The 23,553-nt window shown below is 69.5% G+C and carries 23 protein-coding genes and 3 pseudogenes; 13 read left to right on the top strand and 13 right to left on the bottom strand.

Annotated elements, in window-relative coordinates; genetic code table 11:
- Positions 1-61 precede the first annotated feature (61 nt).
- A pseudogene (locus ACZ45E_RS39030) lies at positions 62-370 on the bottom strand (alpha/beta fold hydrolase); the annotation flags it as partial.
- A 56-nt stretch (positions 371-426) separates the two neighbouring features.
- On the bottom strand, positions 427-1,182 hold the full coding sequence (locus ACZ45E_RS39025; RefSeq protein ID WP_468231085.1) for an SDR family NAD(P)-dependent oxidoreductase: 756 nt from the start codon (positions 1,180-1,182) through the stop codon (positions 427-429).
- A gap of 138 nt (positions 1,183-1,320) precedes the next feature.
- Between ACZ45E_RS39025 and ACZ45E_RS39020 the strand changes: the two genes are divergently transcribed.
- Together ACZ45E_RS39020 and ACZ45E_RS39015 are read left to right on the top strand one after the other, a co-directional pair.
- Positions 1,321-1,755, top strand: coding sequence for an Rrf2 family transcriptional regulator (locus ACZ45E_RS39020; protein WP_468231082.1), 435 nt, complete (start codon positions 1,321-1,323; stop codon positions 1,753-1,755).
- Between the two features lie 55 nt (positions 1,756-1,810).
- Positions 1,811-2,008: a hypothetical protein gene (locus tag ACZ45E_RS39015; protein WP_468231079.1), complete on the top strand. Its 198-nt coding sequence runs from the start codon at positions 1,811-1,813 to the stop codon at positions 2,006-2,008.
- Between the two features lie 49 nt (positions 2,009-2,057).
- On the opposite strand, the gene ACZ45E_RS39010 is transcribed toward ACZ45E_RS39015, so the two are convergent.
- A complete protein-coding gene (locus tag ACZ45E_RS39010; RefSeq protein ID WP_468231076.1) occupies positions 2,058-3,236 on the bottom strand; it encodes a N(5)-(carboxyethyl)ornithine synthase in 1,179 nt (392 codons plus the stop codon).
- 282 nt (positions 3,237-3,518) lie between these two features.
- Positions 3,519-3,866 carry a hypothetical protein gene (locus tag ACZ45E_RS39005; protein WP_468231073.1) on the bottom strand — a complete coding sequence of 116 codons (348 nt, stop codon included), beginning with the start codon at positions 3,864-3,866 and terminating at the stop codon, positions 3,519-3,521.
- Between the two features lie 333 nt (positions 3,867-4,199).
- Here ACZ45E_RS39005 and ACZ45E_RS39000 point away from each other — a divergent pair, with 333 nt between their 5' ends.
- Positions 4,200-4,862, top strand: a complete 663-nt coding sequence (locus ACZ45E_RS39000) for a DUF4232 domain-containing protein (protein WP_468231070.1) — start codon at positions 4,200-4,202, stop codon at positions 4,860-4,862.
- Positions 4,863-4,994: 132 nt separating this feature from the next.
- Here the strand turns inward: ACZ45E_RS39000 and ACZ45E_RS38995 are convergent, their stop codons facing one another.
- Positions 4,995-5,654 carry an MSMEG_1061 family FMN-dependent PPOX-type flavoprotein gene (locus ACZ45E_RS38995; RefSeq protein WP_468231067.1) on the bottom strand — a complete coding sequence of 220 codons (660 nt, stop codon included), beginning with the start codon at positions 5,652-5,654 and terminating at the stop codon, positions 4,995-4,997.
- Positions 5,655-5,801: 147 nt separating this feature from the next.
- Between ACZ45E_RS38995 and ACZ45E_RS38990 the strand changes: the two genes are divergently transcribed.
- On the top strand, positions 5,802-6,215 hold the full coding sequence (locus tag ACZ45E_RS38990; protein ID WP_468231064.1) for a TraR/DksA family transcriptional regulator: 414 nt from the start codon (positions 5,802-5,804) through the stop codon (positions 6,213-6,215).
- Positions 6,216-6,604: 389 nt separating this feature from the next.
- On the opposite strand, the pseudogene ACZ45E_RS38985 reads toward ACZ45E_RS38990, so the two are convergent.
- Positions 6,605-6,721 (bottom strand): annotated as a pseudogene (locus ACZ45E_RS38985) (formylglycine-generating enzyme family protein); the annotation flags it as partial.
- Between the two features lie 526 nt (positions 6,722-7,247).
- On the opposite strand from ACZ45E_RS38985, the gene ACZ45E_RS38980 reads away from it, so the two are divergent.
- Positions 7,248-7,577: a hypothetical protein gene (locus ACZ45E_RS38980; protein ID WP_468231061.1), complete on the top strand. Its 330-nt coding sequence runs from the start codon at positions 7,248-7,250 to the stop codon at positions 7,575-7,577.
- Here ACZ45E_RS38980 and ACZ45E_RS38975 read toward each other — a convergent pair.
- From ACZ45E_RS38975 to ACZ45E_RS38965, 3 genes are all read right to left on the bottom strand, one after another.
- Entirely contained in the window at positions 7,499-8,401 is a 903-nt protein-coding gene (locus tag ACZ45E_RS38975) for a class I SAM-dependent methyltransferase (RefSeq protein WP_468231060.1), read from the bottom strand. The two genes, ACZ45E_RS38980 and ACZ45E_RS38975, sit on opposite strands and share 79 nt — an antisense overlap.
- 103 nt (positions 8,402-8,504) lie before the next feature.
- Positions 8,505-9,608: an NAD(P)-dependent alcohol dehydrogenase gene (locus tag ACZ45E_RS38970; protein ID WP_468231110.1), complete on the bottom strand. Its 1,104-nt coding sequence runs from the start codon at positions 9,606-9,608 to the stop codon at positions 8,505-8,507.
- Positions 9,609-9,796: 188 nt separating this feature from the next.
- Positions 9,797-10,552, bottom strand: coding sequence for a (5-formylfuran-3-yl)methyl phosphate synthase (locus tag ACZ45E_RS38965; RefSeq protein WP_468231057.1), 756 nt, complete (start codon positions 10,550-10,552; stop codon positions 9,797-9,799).
- A gap of 435 nt (positions 10,553-10,987) precedes the next feature.
- On the opposite strand from ACZ45E_RS38965, the gene ACZ45E_RS38960 reads away from it, so the two are divergent.
- The 7 genes and pseudogenes from ACZ45E_RS38960 (at position 10,988) to ACZ45E_RS38930 (ending at position 16,151) form a co-directional block, all read left to right on the top strand.
- On the top strand, positions 10,988-11,521 hold the full coding sequence (locus ACZ45E_RS38960; protein WP_468231054.1) for an EF-hand domain-containing protein: 534 nt from the start codon (positions 10,988-10,990) through the stop codon (positions 11,519-11,521).
- 150 nt (positions 11,522-11,671) lie between these two features.
- Complete coding sequence (gene thpR, locus ACZ45E_RS38955) at positions 11,672-12,268, top strand: RNA 2',3'-cyclic phosphodiesterase (RefSeq protein WP_468231051.1); 597 nt, start codon at positions 11,672-11,674, stop codon at positions 12,266-12,268.
- 234 nt (positions 12,269-12,502) lie between these two features.
- Complete coding sequence (locus tag ACZ45E_RS38950) at positions 12,503-13,276, top strand: polysaccharide deacetylase family protein (RefSeq protein ID WP_468231049.1); 774 nt, start codon at positions 12,503-12,505, stop codon at positions 13,274-13,276.
- 174 nt (positions 13,277-13,450) lie between these two features.
- A complete protein-coding gene (locus ACZ45E_RS38945; RefSeq protein WP_468231046.1) occupies positions 13,451-14,305 on the top strand; it encodes a SigB/SigF/SigG family RNA polymerase sigma factor in 855 nt (284 codons plus the stop codon).
- Between the two features lie 129 nt (positions 14,306-14,434).
- A pseudogene (gene gvpJ, locus ACZ45E_RS38940) lies at positions 14,435-14,731 on the top strand (gas vesicle protein GvpJ); the annotation flags it as partial.
- 165 nt (positions 14,732-14,896) lie between these two features.
- Entirely contained in the window at positions 14,897-15,430 is a 534-nt protein-coding gene (locus ACZ45E_RS38935) for a TetR/AcrR family transcriptional regulator (RefSeq protein WP_468231043.1), read from the top strand.
- 106 nt (positions 15,431-15,536) lie between these two features.
- A complete protein-coding gene (locus ACZ45E_RS38930) occupies positions 15,537-16,151 on the top strand; it encodes a GNAT family N-acetyltransferase (RefSeq protein WP_468231040.1) in 615 nt (204 codons plus the stop codon).
- A gap of 125 nt (positions 16,152-16,276) precedes the next feature.
- Here ACZ45E_RS38930 and ACZ45E_RS38925 read toward each other — a convergent pair whose 3' ends face one another.
- Both ACZ45E_RS38925 and ACZ45E_RS38920 read right to left on the bottom strand, forming a co-directional pair.
- On the bottom strand, positions 16,277-17,080 hold the full coding sequence (locus ACZ45E_RS38925; protein WP_468231107.1) for a helix-turn-helix domain-containing protein: 804 nt from the start codon (positions 17,078-17,080) through the stop codon (positions 16,277-16,279).
- A 152-nt stretch (positions 17,081-17,232) separates the two neighbouring features.
- On the bottom strand, positions 17,233-20,391 hold the full coding sequence (locus tag ACZ45E_RS38920) for a discoidin domain-containing protein (RefSeq protein ID WP_468231037.1): 3,159 nt from the start codon (positions 20,389-20,391) through the stop codon (positions 17,233-17,235).
- A gap of 336 nt (positions 20,392-20,727) precedes the next feature.
- Between ACZ45E_RS38920 and ACZ45E_RS38915 the strand changes: the two genes are divergently transcribed.
- Complete coding sequence (locus tag ACZ45E_RS38915; protein ID WP_468231035.1) at positions 20,728-21,051, top strand: hypothetical protein; 324 nt, start codon at positions 20,728-20,730, stop codon at positions 21,049-21,051.
- A gap of 219 nt (positions 21,052-21,270) precedes the next feature.
- Here the strand turns inward: ACZ45E_RS38915 and ACZ45E_RS38910 are convergent, their stop codons facing one another.
- Both ACZ45E_RS38910 and ACZ45E_RS38905 read right to left on the bottom strand, forming a co-directional pair.
- Entirely contained in the window at positions 21,271-22,116 is an 846-nt protein-coding gene (locus ACZ45E_RS38910) for an alpha/beta fold hydrolase (protein ID WP_468231032.1), read from the bottom strand.
- A gap of 264 nt (positions 22,117-22,380) precedes the next feature.
- Entirely contained in the window at positions 22,381-23,307 is a 927-nt protein-coding gene (locus ACZ45E_RS38905) for an AraC-like ligand-binding domain-containing protein (protein ID WP_468231029.1), read from the bottom strand.
- Positions 23,308-23,553: the final 246 nt, after the last annotated feature.

Below are 23,553 nucleotides of genomic sequence, written 5' to 3'. Positions count from 1 at the left end.
CCTCCACCGAGCCGGCGTCGGCCCGCTGCCTCCCGGATCGGGACCGAAGCGACGGCGCGGGTCACTTCTGGAGGAACTCCAGCAGGTCCTTGTTGAAGCGTTCCTTGTCACCCGGCACCAGAGCGATGCCGTGCGACCCACCCTCGTAGACCTTCAGTTCGGCGTCCGCGATGAGCTCGGCGGACTTGCGTCCGGTGGCGTCGATCGGCACGACCTGGTCGTCGTCACCGTGCACGACGAGCGTCGGGACGTCGAACTTCTTGAGGTCCTCGTGGAAGTCCGTGGCGCCGAAGGCGTCGACACAGTCGACACCGCGCAAGACACCCCGTGCAGGCGTCAGGTCGCGGCGAGATCCTCGTGAGCAACGTGTCCGGCCGCAGCAGCGCGTGCCTCCGAAGGCGCTCGGGGGCGCGGCCCGCTGCCGGTTCAGGCGTTGTAGCCGCCGTGGGCGTCCAGCACCGCGCCCGTGACGTACGACGCCGCGGGGCTCGCGAGAAAGGCGATCGCCGCGGCGATCTCGTCCGGGTGCCCCTTGCGCTGTATGGAGAGAGAGCTGATCAGCGCCTTGAGGGTCTCGGCGTCCGGCGGTTGCATGCCGCCCTCCATCAGTCCCGCCTCCACCACGTTGGCCGTGATCTCCCGGGGTCCGAGGTCCCGTGCGACCCCCATGGTGTACCTCTCGATCCCCGACTTGGTCGCCGCGTAGTCGGCAAGGCCCGGGGAGCCGACCCGGGAGCCCAGACCGGAGCTCACCGTGATGATGCGGCCGCCCGCGCGCAGCACTCGGGAGGCGGCCCGGATGAGGGCGATGACACCGAGGTAGTTGGTGGCGTGCATCCGGTCCAGTGCGGCGGTGTCGGCATCCGGGTCGTCCACCGTGCGGCCCTGCTCCACGGAGATCGCCGCGTTGTTGACGAGGATGTCCAGGCCGCCGAAGTGCGCGACCACGTCGTCGATCAGCGCCGATGCGAGACTTGTGTCCGCCTGGTCGGATGCGAAGGCGACGGCCTTCGCCCCATGGTCGCGCACCTCGTCGACGACGGCCTGCGCCTGCTTCTCGGAACTGACATAGGTGAACGCGACATCGGCGCCCTGCTCGGCCAGCAGTCGTACGGTCGCGGCCCCCAGTCCGCGAGACCCTCCCGTGACCAGGGCGACCTTGCCCGTCAGTGGCTTGCACATTCTTCTCACCTCGTTGCTCGAACCTTTGCGACAGTCGAAACAATAGTTGTTACGACGCACTGTCGCAACCATCAGTGTTACGATAGGGCGAGGTCGTAACATGAAGCATTGCGACCGAGAGGAGAAGTGGACGGGTTCATGAGCGCCAACAGCAGGTTGACCATCGCTGCCCACGCGCTGGCCTGGATCGGTCTCTACCAGCGCCGGGGCCACGAGGTGGCCACCTCCGAGCAGATCGCGGCCAGCGCGAACACCAACCCCGTGGTGATCAGACGGCTCCTCGGTGAGCTGCGCAGGGCTGGGCTCGTGGAGTCCCGGCGGGGCGTGGGGGCGGGCTGGTCACTGGCGCGCGAGCTGAAGTCGATGACTCTGCTCGACGTGTACGACGCAGTCGAGCCCGGCCCGCTGTTCGCGATGCACCGCGGCACCCCGGATCAGGAATGCGTGGTGGGTCACGGCATCCAGCCGGTGATGCAGCGCATCTACGGGGGCATCGAGGAGACCCTGAGACACGAGCTGGCCCGCGTCACGCTCGAGGACGTACTCGGAGACATCCTCGCGGCACCTCGCTAGCGCCGGCCGTGCCCCGCCGCACCTGTTGCGCCTGCGCGGAACCGGGGACTGTCGTGTGAACCCAGCACGAGCGGGGACGCTGCCCGCTTGTTCGACCTCGACGAGGGACGGCGCGCCATCACGTCTTCCGCACCTGCACTCCACCGCAGGCGGCGGAGCGCTCCAGTTCCTGGAGGCCCGCCACCATGCCTACGCCCGCGTCGAGGGCCTTGTCCGTGCGGCAGGGCCGCCGGTACCGGCCCGGCTCTCCTGAACAGCACGGCGTCGACGCGGCTCGGCCGATCCCAACCGAAATGCGGAGGCTAGATCTCCGAACTCGGCGCGGGCGCCGGGGCCAGGGCCGTGGGGGCGTGGGGATAGTCAGGCGATCGGTGCTGGAAGGAGAGGATCTTCGGGTTCTGGACCACGCCGTCGCGGATCTCGATGGCCTTCCTGATCGTGACATCGGCGTCCCAGGCCATCGGACCGCTCAACACCTTGCGCAGGTACGGAAGCAGCGCCTCGCTGATCTCCCAGGTGGCGGAGTTCCACAGGTGGGACGGACTGTGATCCACCGCGTAGTAGTGGCAGCCCGACCCCACGTCGAACATGGGCTCGTCGAACGTGGTGGGGCGGGCCCACGCGAAGCCCATACCCTCGTCGCAGGCCACGTCGATGAAGAAGGTCCCCGGCTGGAACAGGGCGAGTTCCTCGTCGTTGACGAACGTCAGCGGCGCGTCGGTGTCCTGCAGGACGCAGTTGACGATGATGTCGAACCCTGCCAGGTACTCCGCCAGCGGCACGGTTCCGGCCGCGTTGACCGCCTGGAGGCGCGTCGGATCGTCGTCCTGCTCCTTGAAGTGGTCCATCACGACCGAGGGCATCGGTGAGGCCACCGCTGCCGCGGCGCGCTGGGTGACCACCGTGACGTCAGAAATCCCCATGGCGCCCAGGCCCGTGACCGCTCCACGCGCCGTGGCGCCGAAGCTGATGACCGCCGCGCGCAGACGCCGCCCGTAGCTGCCGGTCGTCCCGCGGAGCTGAAGGGCGTGCAACACCGAGGAGTAACCGGCGAGTTCGTTGTTCTTGTGGAACACGTGGACGCTGAAGGCGCCCGTCGAGGTCCAGTGATTCATGGCCTCCCAGGCGATCAGGGTCAGCCGTCGGTCGATGCCGATCTGGGTCATCTTCGCGTCCTGCACGCAGTGGGGCCAGCCCCACAGCACCTGGCCCTCGCGCAGCTCGGCCATGTCGTCGTGCATCGGTTTGGGCAGCAGCAGGACGTCGCACTCCGCGACGAGTTGTTCGCGGGAGCGCAGGCCGGCCACGAGGGGCAGCAGCGCTTCGTCGGCGACACCGAACCGTTCGCCGTAGCCCTGTTCGAGGAATATCTTCTCGCGTATGTCCGGTGCTATCCGGTCGAGATGACGGGGGTGCAGCGGCAGGCGGAACTCGTTCTCCTTGCGGGAGGAGGCGAGTACTCCGAGGGTCATCAGGCTCATGTGGGGCGGCTCATTCCCGACCGGACGCGATGTGCTCCGGTCTTGCCGTTCCCCGAGGGCGACGCCGACATGGATGACGGCGTGCGAGGTGCGCTCGGTACCGCCACCGTACCTCGCCCCGCTGCCGGGACGTGCGTGGCGTCCTCCGTCCCCGGCCCGGACGAGCGGAAGTCTGCGGGCGGCGGCCAGGGCGGACGGAGGTGCGACGCAGACGCCCAACACGCGCGGAGCCAGGGGCAGATGACCCCTGAACGACCCGGGCGGCGCACGGTCGGCCGACCATCACGAGAACACGACCGACCGGAACTGCAGGCGCTCGCTTCCTCCTCCGGTGTGGGGGCGCAGCGTGAAGTGGTCGCCAGTGCAGTCCCCGTCCTTGTAGACGACCGCGAAGGAGTCAGTGCGGTTCTTCGGGGAGTGGGCGGGCGGCTGCGTGTACTCCTGGGCTGCCTCCGGCAGGAGAATGCACTCCTCGCTCGCGGGACCGTGGAGAGTGGTCCGCTGCTCCTGGCCCGTGCTGTCGATGTAGGTGTAGGTGAAGTCGCCCTCGGCCGCGTACACGGCCGAGGGGACGGTCAGGAGCAGCGTGGCGGCGCCGGCCGCAGCGGCCAGCGTGTGGCGGAGACGCATGAAGTGGTTCCTCTGCACTGGAAGGTGACGGGATGCCTGCTTGCCTTATCTGACCAGGGGCGATGACGGTCGCAGGCGTGGACGCCGTTGAACGGTCGTGCTTCACCCGTTCGGCCCTCGGTGCGGCGCGCTGCCGCCGAGGACACCTCGCACAGGGGTACCGGAGGTCCGCGCCGTGCCGAGCCGCTTGCGGGCTCCGTCACGCCGACTCCCGCAGCGGACTCATCGGCCCCGGCTGTGACAGAACGAAGACGTCGTGGAGGACTGCCTGTAACTCGGTGCGGGATACAAATGGTTCTGACCGCACGCACCCGCTCCTCTTGGGGGAACACCGTGAAGTACACCCGAATCACCGCTCTCGCTGCCGTCGGCGTCGCCGCCACCCTCTCGCTCACGGCCTGTGGCAGCGACGGCTCCGGGCAGGACACGTCCTCGAAGAGCTCCTCGTCTTCCTCGTCCACCAATGGCGGCGCGAAGTCGGAGGGAAGTGAGGGCTCCGCCGGCTCGCAGGCGGACGACGCGAAGTCCGGCTCCGGTGCGGGCACCGAGGTAGAGGCGGCCGCGAACGGGGCGACGCAGACCGGCAGCAAGGTCACGTTCTGCAAGACCGAGGACCTGGCCATCGACGCGGTGGACGCCGCGCCCGACGAGACGTCCGGCCGGATCAACATCACCATGATCAACCGGGGTTCGGCGACCTGCTCGGCGACGGGCTTCGCGGGTGTCGACATCAAGGACGCCGACCACACCTCGAACCCCATCGAGCGCGGCCCCGCCCAGCCGCGTATCACCACTCTGAAGCCGGGCGACGCCGCTGTCTTCAGTCTGGCCTACACGATCGACACCAGCGGCAACAGCCTCTCGTCGCCGACCGACATCCTGGTGACGCCCCCGAACGAGACGCACACCGTGGACCTGAAGTGGCCTGCGGGCGCGGGCGACATCAAGGGCGCCTACACCGACGTGCAGGTCTACCCCACCCACACGGTCAAGTAGGGACGGTTCGCGCGGGTAGCGGCTCTCCTGGCAGCACGGCTCTCGCCCGGCTGGGGACTGCCCCACGACCGACGGCGGGGCGTGCCGGCCAGGGGCGGTGGGCTGCTGGTCAGACGATCACAGGCCGACCCGTCATTCGTACCGGTAGCGCAGCGAATCCGCCTCCGTCTGCTCGATGTCAGCGATCGTCAGCTCCGGCATCCGTAGCTGGCTCAGCGTCACCTCGGCCGAGGTCGGCTGCGCGTCCGGCGACAGCCACTGCTCCGGCTTCCAGGCCCCGCTGCGCAGAAGCGACTTGGGGCAGTGCGGGTAGACCTCCTCGATCCCCACCACCAGTGCACTGGCCGGCGGCTTGCCCACGGCGGTCAGCTGCGACAGCAGTTCCGGGCGGGTGGAGACGCAGGCCCGGCCGTTCACCCTGAGCGTCGTGGTGCGCCCGGGGATGACGAACAGCAGCCCGGCCCGGCCCGTGGCGATGACGTTCTGCAGGGTGTCCAGACGTTTGTTGCCGGTCGCGTCCGGTATCGCCACCGTGCGCGCGTCCAGGACGGCGACGAACCCGGCGGGGCCGCCGCGCGGGGAGACGTCGCAGTTGCCCTCGGCGTCCACGCTGGCGACCAGGACCAGCGACGAGCAGCCGATCAACTGCCGTGTTTTGTCGGTGAGTTCGGTCATTTGCTTGCGTACGGCGGCGTCCTTGGGGAGTTCGTAGGACTGCCGCAGCGACTCCGGGTCGCGCACGGCGTCGAGACGGAGCGAGTCGAATGCACTGCCGGCAAGAAATGTTGTCATGCCCCCCACCCTAAGAACCCGCTCGTGAAGGGGCATGGCGAGGTGTGTCGACGGTCGGCTTCGCCTTCGGGTCGAGGACGCGCAGGAGCGCTTCGAAAGCGTGCGAGCCGAGGGAATCGGAGACCGGAGCGCGGTGTTGTCGTAAGTATGGGCGATACATCACGGTGCCGTCATGATGAGGGCAGCCCGTCCGGCTTCGCGGCCGCTCGCGCACGCCTCGCGGCCGACCGCGCCGACACCCTGGCGCGGGCGGCCGCCCTGGGCCGCGACTTCGACGGGATCGTCGCGGCGAACACCCTGGTCGCGGTCGACGACGAGCACGACCCCGACGGGGCCAGCACCGCCTTCGAGCGGGCGCACGTGGCCGCCCTGCTGGCCCAGGCGCGCGAGCACCTGGACGAACTCGACCAGGCAGTGGAACGGCTCGAACGGGGCGAATACGGCCGGTGCGCAGAGTGCGGCGGGACCATCGCGCCGGAGCGCCTGGAGATCCGTCCCGCGGCGACCACATGTGTCCGCTGCGCCGGATCCCCTCCGCGTCGGTCGCGCCGGCCCGCCTGACAGGCGCCCGCCCAGGGCGGCGTCGACCGATCACCGATCCGCCTCAGGGCGCGGCCCGCCGTGCAGAACGTCCAGCGTGGCGGGAGGTCGACCCGGGGGCCGGCCCCGCGGTGGCTTCCGTGGGAGCGAGGTGGAAGTCAGCGGCGCCGCAGCAACATGATGACAACGATGACGATGAGAATGACGACTACGGTACCGATGCCTATGTACACGGGCTTCTCATTCCTCCGATGGGAAGAGCACCAGCGGGTACTCCCGCAGACCGAGTGCCCCCAGCGGGATGTCTCACCACCTCCAGGGGAATTCTTTGCCTGAGTGACCGGGCCCGGTCGCGGTCGAACCGCGCCCGGAGCAACCCGTCGCCGGGGAACCGAGGCTGCGGCGTGGAGTCAGGGGACCCTTCGGACGGTGCGGAATCCGCGGTTGCCGCTGACGGAGTCAGCGGTGGTGGAGGTGCGGGCCGACACGCGGTAGCGGTTGCAGTAGGAGGGGTGGCAGAGGTAGGCGTGGATCGCCGCCTGCGGGCTGAGCCAGAGTTTTCCGCAGCTGCTCGTCTGCTATCTGCCGGCGGCGGTGGGAGCCGCGGCGGGTCAGCCGATCGTCCACGACCTCGTCGCCGACCTGTTCGACGAGGGATCCCGGGGACGGCGATCGGCACGATGTATGGCGGAGTCTCGCTGCGCGGCGCGGGGATCGGGCCGCTGATCGCACAGCTCGCCGAGGCCCCGGGCGGCTGGCGCTGCGGGTTCCATGTGATCGGCGGGCTGTGCGTGCTGGCGGCCCTGCTGGTGCGGCTCCTGCTCCGGGACCCCGGAGCGGGAGCGAGCGAGCCGGAGCCGTGGGCCGCCCGGGACGCCGCGCCGCCTGCCGGTGCGTTCTCCCGCCAGACTCTGCGACGCCTCTTCGGCATCCACACGTTCGGGCTCATGGTGATCCAGCGGCTGCTCAGCGGGCATCTGCTGGGGCCTCGCGTTCCTCGGCACGCAGTTCGACTGGGACGGCATCGCCCCGTACCTGCTGCTCTTCGGGCTGATGACCGCGGTCCAGGGGGCGAACCCTGGCGTCAACCGGCCCGTCGTCATGGCCGTCACCCCGCCCGACCTGCGCGGCCCCGCCTTCGCCGTCCTCATCTCCGTCGCCGAAGCCCTCGCCTACGCCCTGTTCAACCTCGGAGCCGGCGCCCTCGGAGACGCCGTCGGCCTGCGGACGGTGTTCCTGTGGGTGGTCATCGCAGCTCGCCACGGCACGCCACGCCGCGTCCGATCCGTAGACAGCGACGACGGTCAGGGCTTGGTCGCGAACACCCACCGGTTCCCTGCCAAGGCGTCGTTCTCCTCGGGCAGTGGGCCGCGCCCGTGCTGACGCGTGAAGTCGAAGGGGGTGTGGACCGACGTGGACCAGCCCTTGTTCACCAGGTCGCCCGCGGAGTCAGGACGCTTCTCCCTGTCGAACAAGGTGAGCAGGTCGATGCCGATCTGCCGCGTCGTCGAGGTGTAGAGCGGGCTGTCGCGATGTTCCATCAGGTCCTTGTCGAGTTTGACCTCGAATGCCAGCGCGCTTCCTCGCGTGCTCAACCGGTCCACCATGTCGATGAGGGAGGTCTCGGCGGCGGGCGGCAGGTAGAAGAGCAGTCCCTCGGCCAGCCAGACGCTCGGCGCGGTCGCGTCGAAACCGGCGTCGGCGAGTGCTCCGGCCCAGTCGGTGCGGAGGTCGGCCGGGACGGGTACGCGGGCGGCCGTCGGGGCGGTCGGCACTCCGTCGAGCACTTTGTGCTTGAACGCCAGCACTCCCTCCTGGTCGATCTCGAAGATCACGCATCCGGAGGGCCAGTCGAGGCGGAGGGCCCGCGTATCCAACCCCGCCCCGAGCAGCACCACTTGGCGCGCGCTGCCGGTGTGCACCGATCGGAGGAGGAAATCGTCGAGGACCCGTGTCCGCAGACCGAAGTAACGCGCGAACCGTCCCCACAGAGGGTTCGCGTCCCCGTCCGGCACCTGGTGCGGGCGGACCGGCCAGGTGGCGGACGCCGGTGCGGCGCGGACGAAGTGCTCCGCGTAGATGTCCCGTGCCAGGGAGTCGTGACGGTAGGTCTCGATCGCGCGGGCCGCAGCGACCAGGAGAGCCGTCACCCCTACACCTCCTTCCACACCTTCCACACCGATGTCGCGATGGGTTGTACTGACCACGTTTCCTCCGTTGGTGATCGGGTCTACGCCCGCACTGCGCGAGACATGTACGAGAAGCGGCCGCGACCACGGAGCGGCGTCTTCGCGGCGGTGGACGCCTCGCTCATCGGCTTCTCCTCTCCGGAACCAGGACGGGTTTGACCACACGGCCCGCGTCACAGTCGCGTTCGGCCTCGTTGATGTCGGCGAGCGGATACGTCCGGATCAGCTCGTCGAACGGGAAACGTCCGGCCTGCCACAGAGCGGTCAGGCGCGGGATCAGCAGACCAGGCACCGCGTCTCCCTCGCAGATGTGGGAGATCCTCCTGCCGCGGTCGAGCACGCCCGGTTCGAGCGACAGGGCGGTGTGGAGCCTTGCCACCAGGCCGAGGTGGCCGGTCGGGCGCAGGGCCCGCAGCGCGTCGTTGATCAGCTGGGGTGAAGCCGTGGTGTCCAGCGCGTAGGACGCGCCGCCGTCGGTCAGTCCCAGGATCCGGCCCGGCAGATCGGAGGTGGCCGCGTGCAGCGGAATCGCGCCGAATCGTTCGGCGAGGGCCAGCCGTTCGGGGTGCCGGTCGACGGCTACGGTCACCGCTCCGGCGGCGGTGGCCGCCATCACGGCGGCCAGGCCCACCGCTCCCGTGCCGAAGACCGCCAGGGTCTCGCCGGGCCCGGCGCCGAAGGAGTGGAAGACCGCTCCGGCGCCGGTCAGAAAGCCGCAGCCGAGCGGTCCGAGCAGCTCGATGGGGAGTGCGGGGTCGACCCGTACCGCGCTACGGGCCGGGACCACCGCGTACTCGGCGAACGAGGACTGGCCGAACCACCGGGGAGCCAGTGCCTCCCCGGCCGCGTCGGTGAACCGCGCGGCGTTCTCCGGGCGCCCGCCGAAGAGGTTGAGCGAGGCGAAGGAGTCGCAGTAGGCGGGAGCGGCGGCCATACAGTTCGGGCAGTGGCCGCAGGAGTCGAAACTCAGGACGACGTGGTCACCGTTGCTCAGGCCGGTCTGCGGGCCGCCCGTCTCCACCACGATCCCGGCACCTTCGTGGCCGAGCACCGCAGGCAGCGGTGAGCGACCCGCCGAATGCCGGACCGCGAGATCGGTGCGGCACATCCCGCAGCCCGCGATCGCGACCAGGACCTCGCCGTCGGCCGGCCCCGAGGTCAGCAGCACCTCCTCGACGGCGAACGGGCTTTCGTACGAACGCAGAACCGCCGCGCCGAACCTCATCGTCACGTCTTTGACCGCCAGTTATGGCATGCCTCGCGGGGCCGGCCGCCGACGGCATCCGGCGCGTTCGGTACCGCGCCGGGGCCCGGGTCGAACGTCTCGCCGACCGCCGGCCCGAGGGTGGCGAGATCGGCGGCGGGGTCAACGGAAGGGGAGCGCTGGTGCTGGGGTGCCATCGCTGAGTCAGCTCACATCACCGTGGTGACGTCCGGCGTGTGTTCCCGGGCGTGCCGGTCCATCTCCGCCCGGAAGGCGGCGATCAACCGCGGCTGGATCCTCCCGGCGTTGCGGTCGCCGCCGTCGCAGACCGCTCCCCGCACACCCACGATGTCCGTGCCGATGCGGTGCAGCGCACCGAGGTCGGCCACTTTCACGCTGCCCGCGAGGGCGGCCAGGAGACCGGCTTCGTGGGCCCGTCGCACGAACTCCGCGCAGACCTCCGACGGAACGTGGTCGAACAGCCGTGTCCCGTCCTTGATCGCGGTGTCGAGCATGGCGGCGTCGGAGCCGGAACGCACGGCGATGTCGGGGAGCGCGAGCGGATTGACACAGCCGACCCGGTGGGCGTCGGCGTAACCTGAGGCGACGACGAAGGCGTCCGATCTGTAGTCCTTCACCGCCCGGACGACCCCTCGCATGACCTCGATGGCCTGCTCGGGCGTCGTGCATCCGTAGAGGCCGACCTTGATGTAGGTGGCCCCGGAGACAGCCGCGCCGAGTGCCGCCTGGGCCACCGTGCCAGGTTTGTACGGCACGTCCCCCACGGTGGCGGACACCGGCTTGTCCGCCGGGACCGCGTCGCGTATCTCCTTGATGACCCATGGATAATTCGCGCCGAGCGAGCCCTCGTCGGGCTTCTTGACGTCCACGATGTCGAGATGCTCCGCCGCTTTCGCGCAGTCGAGGGCCTCCTCGACGCCGTCCGGGGAGATCAGAAGTAGCACCGGGCCTCCTTCTCGCATTCCACCTGGTCAAGACGGAGGCAGAGGTGCGAAGTCGATCGATTGCGGTCTGCTCATCATCAAGGCGGACCGTGCCCACCGGTAGGGCGCGAGGACACCGGGGGAGGTGTTGACGGCGGGTCGAGTGCGCCGTGCGCGCCGGTTCCAACCAATCCCGGCCTCCGTTCCGCGAGGGACGCGAGCGGCGATGCCGCTTCCACCGTCCCGGAGTGCTGTCAGAGTGCTGGGACGCGGACCGGCCGAGTGACGAGACGGCTGGTGCATGCGGAAGCAGCGCCATCTTCACTCTTTCTGTTGACCAGCCAGAGCCTCCCGGGACATTGGTCCTCGCAGCCCGCATAGTGACAACGCAACGACCCTGCTTCCGGCGCGGTCGGCGCACACGGCCGTCTCCTGGTAGTGACGAAAGGCAAGAACATGCGCAGCGAAGCGGTCACCCGCGTGAAACTCGTCTTCACCCTGTTCGATGCTGACGGCAACGGCGTCCTGGAAGCCGGCGACTTCGATCTGATGACCAGCCGGGTCGCCGCGGCCGCGCCCGGCGCCGACGAGGCCCGGAGACAGGCCATGGAAGCGGGCTTCAAGCGCTACTGGAACACGCTGGCCGCTGAGCTCGACACCGACCGCGACGGCAGGATCACGTACGACGAGTACCAGGCGTGCGTCCTGTCACCTGAGCGCTTCAGTGGCGCCATCGACGAGTTCGCGGCGAGCTTCGCACGCTTCGGCGACCTGGACGGCAGCGGCACAGTCACCCGGCCGGTGTTCATCGGCATGCTGAGAGGGGTCGGCTTCGACCTCGCCAACATCGAAGCCCTCTTCGCCGCTTTCGGTCCCGACGAGGCCGACCGGATCCGGGTGGATGTCTGGGAAGCCGAGATCAAGAACTTCTACGCCCCTGACAAGGGCGGCATCCCGGCTGACCTGTTGGCAGCTTCTCCGGCGGCCTGAGCCGGCCCGCCCGTCGGCCCGCTCAACGACCCGCCCGTCGGCCCGTCCGGCGACTCGCTCCGTACCGGGCGGGTCGCCAGGGGTCCGCATCGCCGCTCCGAACCGACCCCGCGCCTTCGGCCGTGCGCCAGGTGCGGTACGAAGTCCGGTGTGAACGTTCCAACTCAGCCGGCGACCGTGCGTCTGTTCATCGCGCTCGCCCCGCCCGACCACGCGAAAGCCGAACTGGCCCAGCAACTGCGTCCCGCCTACGGCACACATCCTGAGATGCGGTGGAACCGCATCGAGGACTGGCACATCACCCTGGCGTTTCTCGGCGAGCAACAGACCGGGAGGGTGCCCCTGCTGCGGACCGCCCTCGCCGACATCGCCGCGCACCACCAGCCGCTCGGTCTGGCGCTCCGCGGCAGCGGGAACTTCGACCACCGGGTGCTGTGGAGCGGAGTCGAGGGAGATCTCGACGCGTTGCACCTGTTGGCCTCCGATGTGCGCGTCGCCGTCCAGAGTTGCGGCGTCGTCCTTGAGGAACGACCCCTGCGCCCCCATCTGACGTTGGCTCGCGCCCGCCGGGGAGATCAGTCCTCGGTAGCGGAGATCGCCTCGGGGCTCGAGGGGTTCGCCGGCCGTCGGTGGCCCGCCGAACGTCTCCATCTGGTCGGCAGCAACCTCAGCCGTAGCTCCGGGCCGATCCGCTATCGCGACGTCGAGTCCTGGGCCCTGGGTACCGGAACCCCGGCCGGCTCGTGAACGGCACACGCGGGGGAGTCCCGTGCTGCCGGAGCAACGGCTGCGGTCGCCCGGCAAACAGAAGGGCCGTTGGAGCGGCGCCACTGTCCCCGCTGCTCGCGGCAGTTGTCCGCGATCCATCCCGACATTGTCAATGATCGGTAACAGGCGCATCCCCGCGCCCACTTACCCCGTCTCAACTGGTGGTCGTAGGCGGCCGGGGTTCGACGGTGAACTGGGCGAAAAGGGGCGGACATGGCACAGCACGGTGGCGGGCACAGCTGGTACGGCAGAGTCGTCGGCGCGGCGCTCGGAGTGACGCTGCTGGCCACCGGTGCCTCGATGTGGACCGCGCAGGCCGGCGCCGCCGACAGCACCGCACCCGCGGCGACCGGCCCGACCGCGCCGGGCAGCGACATCAAGCAGGTCTCGGCGGTCATCGCCCACGCTTCCCAGGCCGGCCCGCACGGCATCAACCTCACCATCGACGACGGCCCCGACCCGGTGTGGACCCCACAAGTCCTCGACGTGCTGCACAAGTACGGAGTGAAGGCCACGTTCTGCATGGTGGGAACGCAGGCGCAGGCCCACCCGGAGCTCGTGAAGAAGGTCGTCGCGGCGGGGCACCGGCTGTGCGACCACACGGTGTCCCACGACACCGCCATGGACAAGGCATCCCAGACGTACCAGTCACAGCAGATACTCGACGCCGAACGCATGATCACCGAAGCGTCCGGTGGCGTACGGCCGATGTACTACCGGGCGCCCGGCGGGGCCTTCACCCCCTACAGCCGCAAGCTCGCCGCATCCCGGGGCATGCGCCCGCTCGGCTGGAACGTGGACACCAAGGACTTCGAGCGCCCGGGTACGGACGTCATCGTCGCCACGGTCGGGCGAGAACTGCAGGACGGGCCGACCCTCCTCTTCCACGACGCCGGCGGAGACCGTTCCCAGACGGTCGAGGCCCTGCGCCGGCTCCTCCCTCAGCTCGAGGAGCAGGGTCACGTCTTCGGCTTCCCGGTGCGCTGAACCCTCCCCCCGCAGCCACGAGTCCCGCCGACGCGACCATCCGGCGGGAGTGGGTGGACTGCCCGCCTTCCGCTCCGTGAAGACCCGCCAGGACTGATCCACGGCTCGCCGGGCAGGCGGGCTGAGACGGCGAACAGCAGCCAGGCTCGATCAGGCGACGTGAGGGCGGGACGCATGACCACCGTGACGGACAGCCGGCAGACGCGGACGCAGGAGGAACTCGTTCAGCGTGCGTACGCGGATCCGTCGTCTGTGGCCCCGCGGGACGCGCGGACGATCTGCAAGCGGTTCTTCGATCGCCTCGGCGAACTCGAGGAAGGCACGCAGGAGTTCAGTTACGTGCGCAACTGCCTGATCGAGATGAACCTCTCCCTGGTGCAGTACGCGGCTTCCCGGTTCAAGCACCGTGGGCCGCAGGAGATGGAGGACATCGTCCAGGTGGGCACGATCGGTCTGATCAAGGCGATCGACCGGTTCGAGTTGACCCGCGAGGTCGAGTTCACCTCCTTCGCGGTGCCGTACATCACGGGTGAGATCAAGCGGTTCTTCCGTGACACGTCCTGGGCCGTGCATGTGCCGCGCCGCCTTCAGGAGGCGCGGATCGAGCTGTCGAAGGCCACCGAAGAACTCCGTACCCGCCTTGGCCGTTCCCCCTCCACCGCCGAGTTGGCGGAGCTGATGCAGCTGGAGCCGGCCGAGGTCGCCGAGGCGCAGCGGGCTTCCAACGGCTACAACAGTGTCTCCCTGGACGCGGCCGTCAACGGCCACGACGACGAGTCCGACACGATGCTCGCCGACTTCATCGGCATCGACGAGGACCGCTTCGAACTCGTCGAGAACTTCCACTCCCTCGCGCCCCTCATCGCCGGCCTCGACGAGCGTGACCGCCGCCTGATCCACCTCCGCTTCGTCGAGGAGCGCACCCAGCAGCAGATCGCCGACGAGCTCGGCTGCTCGCAGATGCACGTCTCCCGGCTCATCTCCCGCGTCGTCGCCAGGCTCCGGACGGGCCTGATGACCTGCGACTGATGCCGTGACCCCACACTCGTTCGATCCCGGCCGAGTGGTGGACAGGTGTGCCGTATGAGGCTGTTGGTGGTGGCGACGGTCACGGGCAGGGCGGTGCGGCGGCCGCAACCGACGACAAGAGGCGATTGCATGAGCACGGTCCCGGCACGACGAGGCGGCGGGTCAGGCGGCACCAGCGGCCTGTACGACGTCCTGGAACTGATCCTCGACCGCGGGCTGGTGATCGACGCCTGCATACGTGTTTCCGTCATCGGCATCGAACTCCTCAAGATCGATATCCGGATCGTCGTGGCCAGCATCGACACGTATCTGCGGTTCGCGGAAGCCTGCAACCGTCTCGACCTGGAAGCCGGACCGCACCAGAGCGCGGGACTGGCGGATCTGATCGGTGGGAAGAGTGAGCCGGAGCAGCGAAAATCGAGTCGGTGACACAGTCGCGCGGGCGAACGGCCCCGCGGCGGCGCCCCGCCGAGCCGGCACCCTAGCGGCGCGAGCGCTCCATGAGGCACTCATGACCGCGAAAGCGAAGTCGCAGTACTGAGAAGCTGGACAGCTGATTCGGTGAGGGTGCGCGGATGCCGGCCCGCACACTTGTCGTGGGCGACCAGCCAGTACACCTCGGTGGAGGACCAGTCCCGGGCGACCGGGCTCAACCGCAGCTCCATCCACTCCTCCCTCGGCGACAAGGACACGCTCTTCCTGCGTTGCCTGGAGCGCTACACCACGCGTTACGGAGGCACGTACGACGCCGCGTTGTCCTGCGCCGCCGATCAGCCCCTGGCAACCGCGCGGGCGTTCTTCGACGTCACCCTGGAACGCATCGGGGAACTTGGCTTGCCCGACGGATGCCGGGTGGCCCAAACCGTCATGGCGTCTCCATCGCTGAGCGCGAGCGTCGCGGCGCGTGCACGGGCGGCGATCGGCCTTCAGCACACCCGGTTACGCACCGCGCTGCAGGCCGGCCGGCTGCACGACGAGGCGGCCGAACCCTTCGCGACCCACCTCGCGGCCGTGAACCAGTCCCTCACCGTCACGAGCAGAGCCGGAACGAGCAGGGAGCAGCTGCACGCCACCGTCGACGTGACCCTCGACGCACTCACGCAGACTCTCGGCGCGAGCGACTGAGATGTGCCCGGGCATTCGGCAAGGCCGTCCGGGACGGGGTCGGACCGGACGGGGTCGGACCGTATATTCGGTGTGTGTCTGCGTCATGAGGACGCACTATGTGCTCATGACTCTGGCCACCCCCGAGCTGTACACCGCGCGTCTGCGACTGCGCCCCTTCACCGACGCCGACGCGGCTCCCCTCTTCGCGCTGCACAGCGACAGCCACGTGATGCGCTACTGGGACTCCCCGCCCTGGAACGATCGGGCCCGCGCCGATCGCTTCATCGCGATGTGCCGCAAGATGGCGGAGGAAGGCACCGGAGCGCGGGTGGCCATCGACCGTGCCTCTGACGGTGTCTTCGTCGGCTGGTGCGGTCTGACCGCATGGAACCCGGACTACCGCAGCGCATCGTTGGGCTACGTCCTCGACGAGGCGGTGTGGGGCCACGGTTACGCGACGGAGGCCGCGCACGCCTTGCTTCAGTGGGCATTCGACACACTGGATCTGAATCGGGTTCAGGCCGAGGCCGATACGCGCAACCTGGCCTCCGCCCGGGTCCTGGAGAAGGTCGGATTCATGCGGGAAGGGACGTTGCGCGAAGACTGCGTCGTGAACGGCGAGGTATCCGACTCATGGGTATTCGGGTTGCTCAGGCGGGAGTGGCGTCCTTCACCCCGCCCGACTCCGGCCCGCCAGGACATGCTCCGTGATCATGTGATCGGCCTGAGGAAGAACTGACCTTCCAGGGGCCGGCGGCCGTCGAGCTCCTCGAGCGTCCCGGCACCGCTGGCCAGTACGACTACGACCTCACAGCCCCAACAGCAAGGAGTTGGGGGGCGAGTGCCCTGCATGGGCACACCTCCTCATTCGACGGTCGGCCTCGCCTGCCACGCGCCTGGCCGCATGCCCGTCGCCCTCCGGAAGAACACGGAGAAGTTGGACGCGTCGGGGAAGCCGAGCGCGTCGGCGCAGCGGGCCGCGGTGAGGCGGTCGTGCACGAGGAGCCGTTTGGCTTCCAGGACGATCCGGTCGACGATGTACCCCTTTGCCGTACGGCCGGTGACCTGCTGCACCGCCCGTGAGAGGGTGTGGGGCGCATATCCCAGGGCGCGGGCGTAGTAGCCCGCGTCGTGGTGTTCCCGGAAGTGCGCTTCGACACTGGACCGGAACACCCGGAACACCGGATGCGCGAACCGCGCTTCGGCGTGCGGCGGCCGGAGCCGGGCGATCAGCGCGGAGAGCAGGATCTCGGGCAGCTCCCGCGAGATGTCCCCCGGCGGGGCTGACACCTCAAGGAGCAGATGGTCGCGTGCGGTGTCGACGAACGGCCAGTCGGCGCCGGGGATGCTCCAGTGCGCGGCCGGATCCGGCGACGCGACGAGCTCCCGGGTGGCAGGCGTGATCGGAGCAGGCGGCACGAACAGCACGAGGTGCCCCACCACACCGGCGATGTTGTCCCATCGGTGCACCGCGCCGGGAGGGATCCGTACCGCGGACCGCTTCTTGAGCGGGTGCTGGAGGAAGTCCACCGTCACGGAGCCGTGCCCGGCGTCGACGACGGCGAGGACATGGAAGTCGGCACGCTGCGTGCCGCCGTCGTTCCACCGGTCATCTGATCCCGCTGGAAGCTCCGGCCGACCTCGTCGACGCCACCATGGCCTTCGCACCAGGGACCTGATCTTCCGCGCGGCCTGACCTTCCGCCCGGTCCGACCGTCCGCACGGCTTGACCGTCGGCACGGCCTGACCGTTTGGCGAAAGGCAGCCGGTCGCCCAGCGGTCTCCGGGCGAGGGTTCACCCGGGGACCGTTCCTACGCGCTCACCGCACAGACAGCCGTACGAGCCGGATGCTCGGCCGCACCCTGCCGGCGACGCGGAAGGCCACGTAACGCGCGGAGGCCGAGGTCGTCAGACGGCGGGTGCGGCCGTGCCCGCGGACGCTGCCGCCGCTCTGGTACGTGAGGCCGTCCCGGCTGAACTCGATGTGGGCGGTGGGGGCATCGCCGGTGTTCCACTCGGCCTCCACGGACCCCAGCGACCGCATCGCCCCGAGGTCCACGACCAGCCGGCCGTCGGTACCGGGTGTCCATGCCGTGTCCGGATCGCCGTCGACCGCGGCTCCCGGAGCGGACATCCCCGCGGGCAGCGGGCTGGTCGGGAAGACGGTCCTGCCGAGGGCCAGGTCGTCATGGGGGAGAGCGGCCGCTCCGCGCAGCGTGACCGTGGTGTCTCGTCCGGCCCGTACCGTCGCGACGGCGCTGCGGCCCTGGGCCTCGACGCGCAGCCGGCAGGCGGGACCGGACAGGCGCAGGGTCGCTCCGTCGACGACCCGCACCCGCAGACCTGTCGGCAGCGAGCGCCCCGACAGCGCGGTGAGGGAGAACCTGGGGGCGAGCACGACAGCCGTGGCGGCTTCCAGAGCTGCCTCGAAGGCCGTGCCGTCCCGGGTCACCATCTGCTCGCCCTCGAAGACCAACCGGTTCGGGCCGCTCTGCACCACGTCGACCTGCGTCGTGACCCTCCGGTCGGTCAGGTTGAACAGGCTCAGATGGTCGTCGGTGAGCGCCGCACGCACACCTGGGTCCGCCGCGCGGGGTGCCGTCCCGCGTGCGAGGGCGCGCAAGGTGTCGGCCGAGGCGCCGGGCAGCCCCTCGATCACGACCGGCGCGGCGGGGCCGTCCGCCGCGACGACGGTGTCCTCGTAGACGGCGAGCGGATGTGCGCCGCCGCGGACGATCAGCCCGGCGCGGCCGTCGATGTCGAGCCAGCCGCCGCGGCTGGTGAGCGCCGGGGCGGGCCAGGCCACAAGGTCCGCCCAGTGCACGCCGTCGGCCGAGCCCTGCACGAGGTAGGCGCGCCCGGCGGCGGCCTCCCAGCGCAGCGTCACCCGGTCGATGTCGCGGACGGAGCCGAGATCCACCGCCAACCAGCTGCCCGCGCGCGGGCGTTCGGCCTTGGACACCGCCCAACGGCTCGTCGCGTCGCCGTCCACCGCGAGCGCCGGGTCCTTACCCGGATCGAAGGAGGACGCCGTCGCCGCGGCGCCGCGGGCGAGGTCGGCACCGTCCGCGCCGTCGCGTATCTCGACGGCGTACAAGGAGTACCCGTACGTGGGATCGGGCCGTACCCCGAGCACACGGACGTGCCGCACCTCGGTGCGGTCGAAGGCGAGCGCGTCGACGCGGTCCGAGACAGCCGGGGCGGCGGTGTCCTTCGCCCGGACCGTGACCTCGCCCTCCTCGAAACGGTAGGTGCGGGCGCCGTCGAGCCCCGCGACACCCGGCATGGTGAGGTTGTGGACCTCAAGATGGCCCTCACCGGCGGCGGTTCCGGTGCTCGCGTAGACGACCGCGCCCGTAGGCAGCGTCGCGAAGCCCGCGTAACCGGTGTCCAGGCGCAGCACCGTCGCGCTGCCGTCGAAGCCGTCACGTACCTTCTCGTAAGCACGCACCGACCGGGCCGCGACCTTCCCCGAGGTGGCGGGCAGGAACATCGGCGTACCGCCGCTGAGCCGGAACAGCCAGTCGTCGTGTGCGGGCTGCCAGGCGAACTTCACGAAGCCGGGCTTGCTGACGGCGCCCGCCCACGCCGCCGGCGACTGGTGCGAGACGAGCCCGGGACCGGTGCCGAAGTCGGTGACGCCCGCAGCCTGCGCGAAGAGTTCGGCGCGGGACAGCGGACGTACCTGTCGGCCGGCGTCCGCCGCCCACACGTGCAGCAGATAGCTGATGGCGATCTCGGCACGGGCCTCCGGCTCGTACTTGGGCTCGCCGGAGAACTTCGCGAGACGGTACTCGGGCGGGTACTTCTGGTACGCCTCCAGGCGGGCGGCGAGCTCCTCCTCCGCGCGGGCGGCGGCGCGGTCCCCGGTCACCTGGGCGAGGAAGGCCAGCGGGATCACATCCCTGCCGTACAGGTGCTCGCGGTCGTTGACCATGGGCATCAGCGGCTCACCGGCGTCGCTCATGACCCCCAGCAGCGTGTGCCACAGCGGCCCGGCGTTGGGCTGCGCGGTCAGGACCTCGGGCAGGGGCTGCCCGGCCGCGAGGAAGTGCGCGGAGTTGCGGCCCGAGGTGCGCCACAACTCCTCCTGGTAGTGCGGGCCGAAGGAGCCGTGGTTCTCGACGATGAACGTGTCGTACAGGTTGCGGGCGGTGTTGCGGGAGACGGGTACGCCGTCCACGCGCGCGGGGTTGGCCAGGTCGGCCGGGGGCAGTCCGGCCTCGTTGCGCGACCAGGTGCCGTACGCGGAGGCCCAGGCGGAGCGGCGTGGGTCGTCCGGCGCCCAGGCGAGGGCGGGCGCGAGTGTCTGTGCGTACAGACCCATTTCTTCGAGCTTGGTGTCACCGACGTGTCCGCCCCGCAGACCGTTCGGTGTCCAGTCCCCGGAGTCGGGGTCGTCCCCAGTCCCCAACTCCGTGGTGTAGGCGGCCTGTTCGCGGGTGATGGTGTCGACGGCGGTGCGCGTCGCCGCGTCGAGGTCGCCCCACAGCAGGCGCGCGGCCAGCACGAAGTACGACTGGAACGTGGTGTCGAAGAAGAGCTTGCGTCCCCACTGGGTGCCGCCGGTGAGCCGGTTCGAGGCGGCGAAGTGGCGGATGGTGGCAAGGGTCCGCTGCTTGAGCGTCTCGCGGTCGATGCCCGCGCGCTCGCTGTCGTAGGTGCCGTGGGTCAACAGCACGGCGTTGCCGAGCACCACGGCGAAGCCGAAGTCCTTGTCGGTGTAGTACCCCTTGGCGGCATCCCACTGGGTCTCGGACCAGTGAGTGTGCTGGAGCAGGACGCGGTGGTAGGTGGCGGCGATGTCGTCCGGAGGGGTGTCCGCGCGCCCGCCCGCCCGTGCCGGGGCGGCACCGAGAACCGAGGGCAGGGCGGTCACGGTGCCGGTGGCGCCGAGGAGTTGCAGGAACCGACGCCGGTCGACCTGCGGAAGGATGTGCGGCACGGAAGGGGCCTCTCTGGTGGACAACGTTGTCATGAGGGGATGCCGCTCATTCTTCGGCGGGGGCGGGGCGTGCGTCAACGGGTGTGACCGATGCGGGAAGTGAGGCTGGGTGGTCGTCCTCCCTGCCTGCGTCCCGCCTCCATCTGTCGCCCGGCGCCGGGAGGGAGCCGTGCGTGCGGCAATACGGCGAACACAAGGCGCGCCGAGTTGGCGGCGACTGTTTCATTGGCAGTTACAAGAGTGCCTATTTCACCTGCCGATGAACTTTCCGGACAGACTGTGCCCTTCCTGGCGACGTCGGACGGTCGTTCTCGTAGGTTGTGGCGCGGCGGTGAGTGCTCACCGCCACGGCCGAGCAAGGAGGGCACCATGACCACGAGCGCTCCCAGCACCAGCACCTCAGCCAATTCCGGATCGACAACGCTGCTGCCCGGGCTCTTCAGCGTGCAGAAGCTCGACTGGCCCGACGGCAGGGGCGATGTCTACCTGACCTTCAACAGCGACCAGATCCGGTCCACGTCCCGGGTCCTGGTCGCGGCGTTCCAGGTGTACCAGGGCAAGCCGCACCCCCAGGCCGGCGCGGACTTCGTCATCGCTCAGGTGGCCCCGTTCGACGGCGGGGTGCGGATCAAGATCAAGATCGACTATCCGAGCCCGCTGCCGATCGGTACCAGCATCCTCGTGCTCAACTGACCCACCGCACCGCGGTGCCGCGGTCGGGCCGCTGCCTCAAAAGAGGCGGCGGCCCCTCTGCGGCGACTGTGCCTGGCGTGATGTCGCAGGCGGCCGTGCGGCCCGGTCCGGGCCTGCCGGGCAGCGAGTCCCCCAGCCCGCACCCCGTAGGAGCGAGAGCAGTGCACCGGACCCGCATGTGCCATGCGGCCGAACTGCCGTTCAGTCGGAGACCGCCGCTCAAGCCGAGGGGAAACCGGCTGTCAGGTGGGCCAACAGCTGGCCCGGCGCGTCTTCTTGCAGCAGGTGGCCGGCGCCCTCGATCCAGTGCAGCTCCGCGTGCGGGACGCGTTCGTGCAACCACTCCGCGTACTGCGGAGGCAGAATGCGGTCTTCGCGCCCCCAGACGAGCCGCATCGGAAGCGACAGGTTGCCCAGCAAATGCTCGTACGCGACCGTGTCCGCCTGCCTGATCTGGCTGTACTGGCGGTAGAACGCCGCCTGCCCTGATTGCCCTCGCCACGGCGCGAGGAACGCCTCGAGAACGCCCGGCCGGAAACCGGCGTGCGTGGCGTGCCGCAGGTGGCTCGCGACCAGCGCTTCGTGCGCGTAACCCGGGAGCTGTTGGAAGACCTCCTCGTGCTCCAGGAAGAGCTGGAAGAGCCCTCGCTCCCACTCACCGCCGCTCACCGCGTCGAAGAGGGTCAGATCCCGGTAACTCCTCTTCTCCAACAGCAATGTCCTCAGGGCCACCGCGCCGCCGATGTCGTGGGCGACCACACTGGGTTCGGAGAGTTCCCAATGGTCGAGGAGGCGGGCGAAGTTCCTCGCGTGAGCCGCCAGGCTGAGGTCCTGCCCCTCGCGCTGGTCCGACCGGCCGAAGCCGAGGTGGTCGAAGAAGAAGACCTTGCGGGTACGGGCGAGGGCTGGAGCGATGTCCCGCCAAAGAAGCGAGGAATACGGCGTGCCGTGCACCAGTACGATCGGATCTCCGCGGCCCAGAGACCCCCATCGCACCACCCCTTCAGGCGTCTCGAATTCCTCGTCAAGCGTCCAGTCCGTCACGGGCTTCCTTTTCTGTTCCATGGACAACGCCTTCCACGGCGGCCATGTCTCGATGCCTCACCAGCAAGAACCTGAGCCGGTGGTGCCCGCCGCGGACCGTCCGGAACTGTGATCCGTCTCCACCGGCCGCCACCTGCCGAAGACGTCATCCATACAGGTCAGAAGCTTGCTCGGCAGCACAACAGAGTGACGACTCGTGACGCGGTCAGGAACCGCCCGGGGCTGTCAGCAGTTCGAGGTGGGCGAGGTCCCCGGGCGGGGGAGTCGTGACCGACCAGAGCGGGCTCAGGCATGTTCCCCGCGGCGTAGGTCGATGACGGTTTCGCCGAACTCGCGTTTGAGGGCCCTGCCCAGGTGTTTGGGGTCATGTACGCCCCATCGTGCTGCGATCGTGGCCGTCGAGAGGCCCGAGGAGGCGGGGTCGAGTAGATCCCGGCGGATCCGCAGCAGGCGTTCGTGCCGGACCCACGCGGCGAAGGTCAGCTCGCAGCCTTGGAAGAGGGCGTGGAGGTGCCGGAGGGAGATGCGGTGCCGGCGTGCGACTCGTTCCGCACTGAGCTGGGGATCGCTGAGATTGGCCAGTACGTAGGCACGGATACGGTCGACAAGGTCGCTGGCGACGGGAATCTGCTCCGGGCTGGTGTCGGCGAAAGCGGCGAGCAGGAGTGCGGTGAGCGCGTCGGCCAGATAGGTGCGTGCCACATTCCGACGGGGGAGGTCCTCGTCGACTGTGGACAGTGCGTGGCTGAGAAGGCCACCGATCCCGCCCACCGTCGACAGGGGGAGCGCCGTGCGTCGGCTGATGGCGTCGGCGTGTCTGCCGAGACTCGCCCGGGGAACGCAGAGCACGGTCATGTCGCTGGGTTCGGCGCCGATGAGCCGGTAAGGCCGGGTGTTGTCACAGGCGAACAGTTCGCCGGGTTTCACCGTCGTGGTCCGGTCGTCCTGGGTCGCCATGACGGGACCGTGGTGGTGCAGATTGAAATGCATCCACTCCACGTCGCTGGAGGTGATGCTGCGGTTGTCTCGCGTCACCGTCGCGGCCGTGGCCTGGACACGGGCGACGACCACGGGGCCGATGACCGCGTGGTCGACCACGGCTTCGAACCCCTGGGCGCCGGGGTCGGTCACCCGCAACGGGGCGAACAAGCTGGAGGCGACTGCCTCGAACGACTCGGTACCGCATAAGCGGAAACCGCTGCGATCTGTCATGCCGATGTCCCCCCAGCCCCCTGTGTGCACGGGCACTTTAGCGCCGTTTTGTGTACGAAATGCGGAGTCGCGGTGCGCGTATTGGTGCTCTTTGGGCGCGGTGTACGCCTACGGCCTTACTGGGGGGAAGACCCCGAGGTGGGACATGTTCCCCCGTTACCGTCTTCGTGGCCCTGAAACAGGGCTCCCGGCCTCCGGCCCCGGTATGACTCGGTCCCCCAGTCGATGATGGTCGAAAAGGTGGTG

The organism is Streptomyces sp. NPDC030991, from assembly GCF_055571235.1.
The sequence above is the reverse complement of the archived record's forward strand: the minus strand, read 5'-3'. Positions and strand labels throughout refer to the sequence as shown.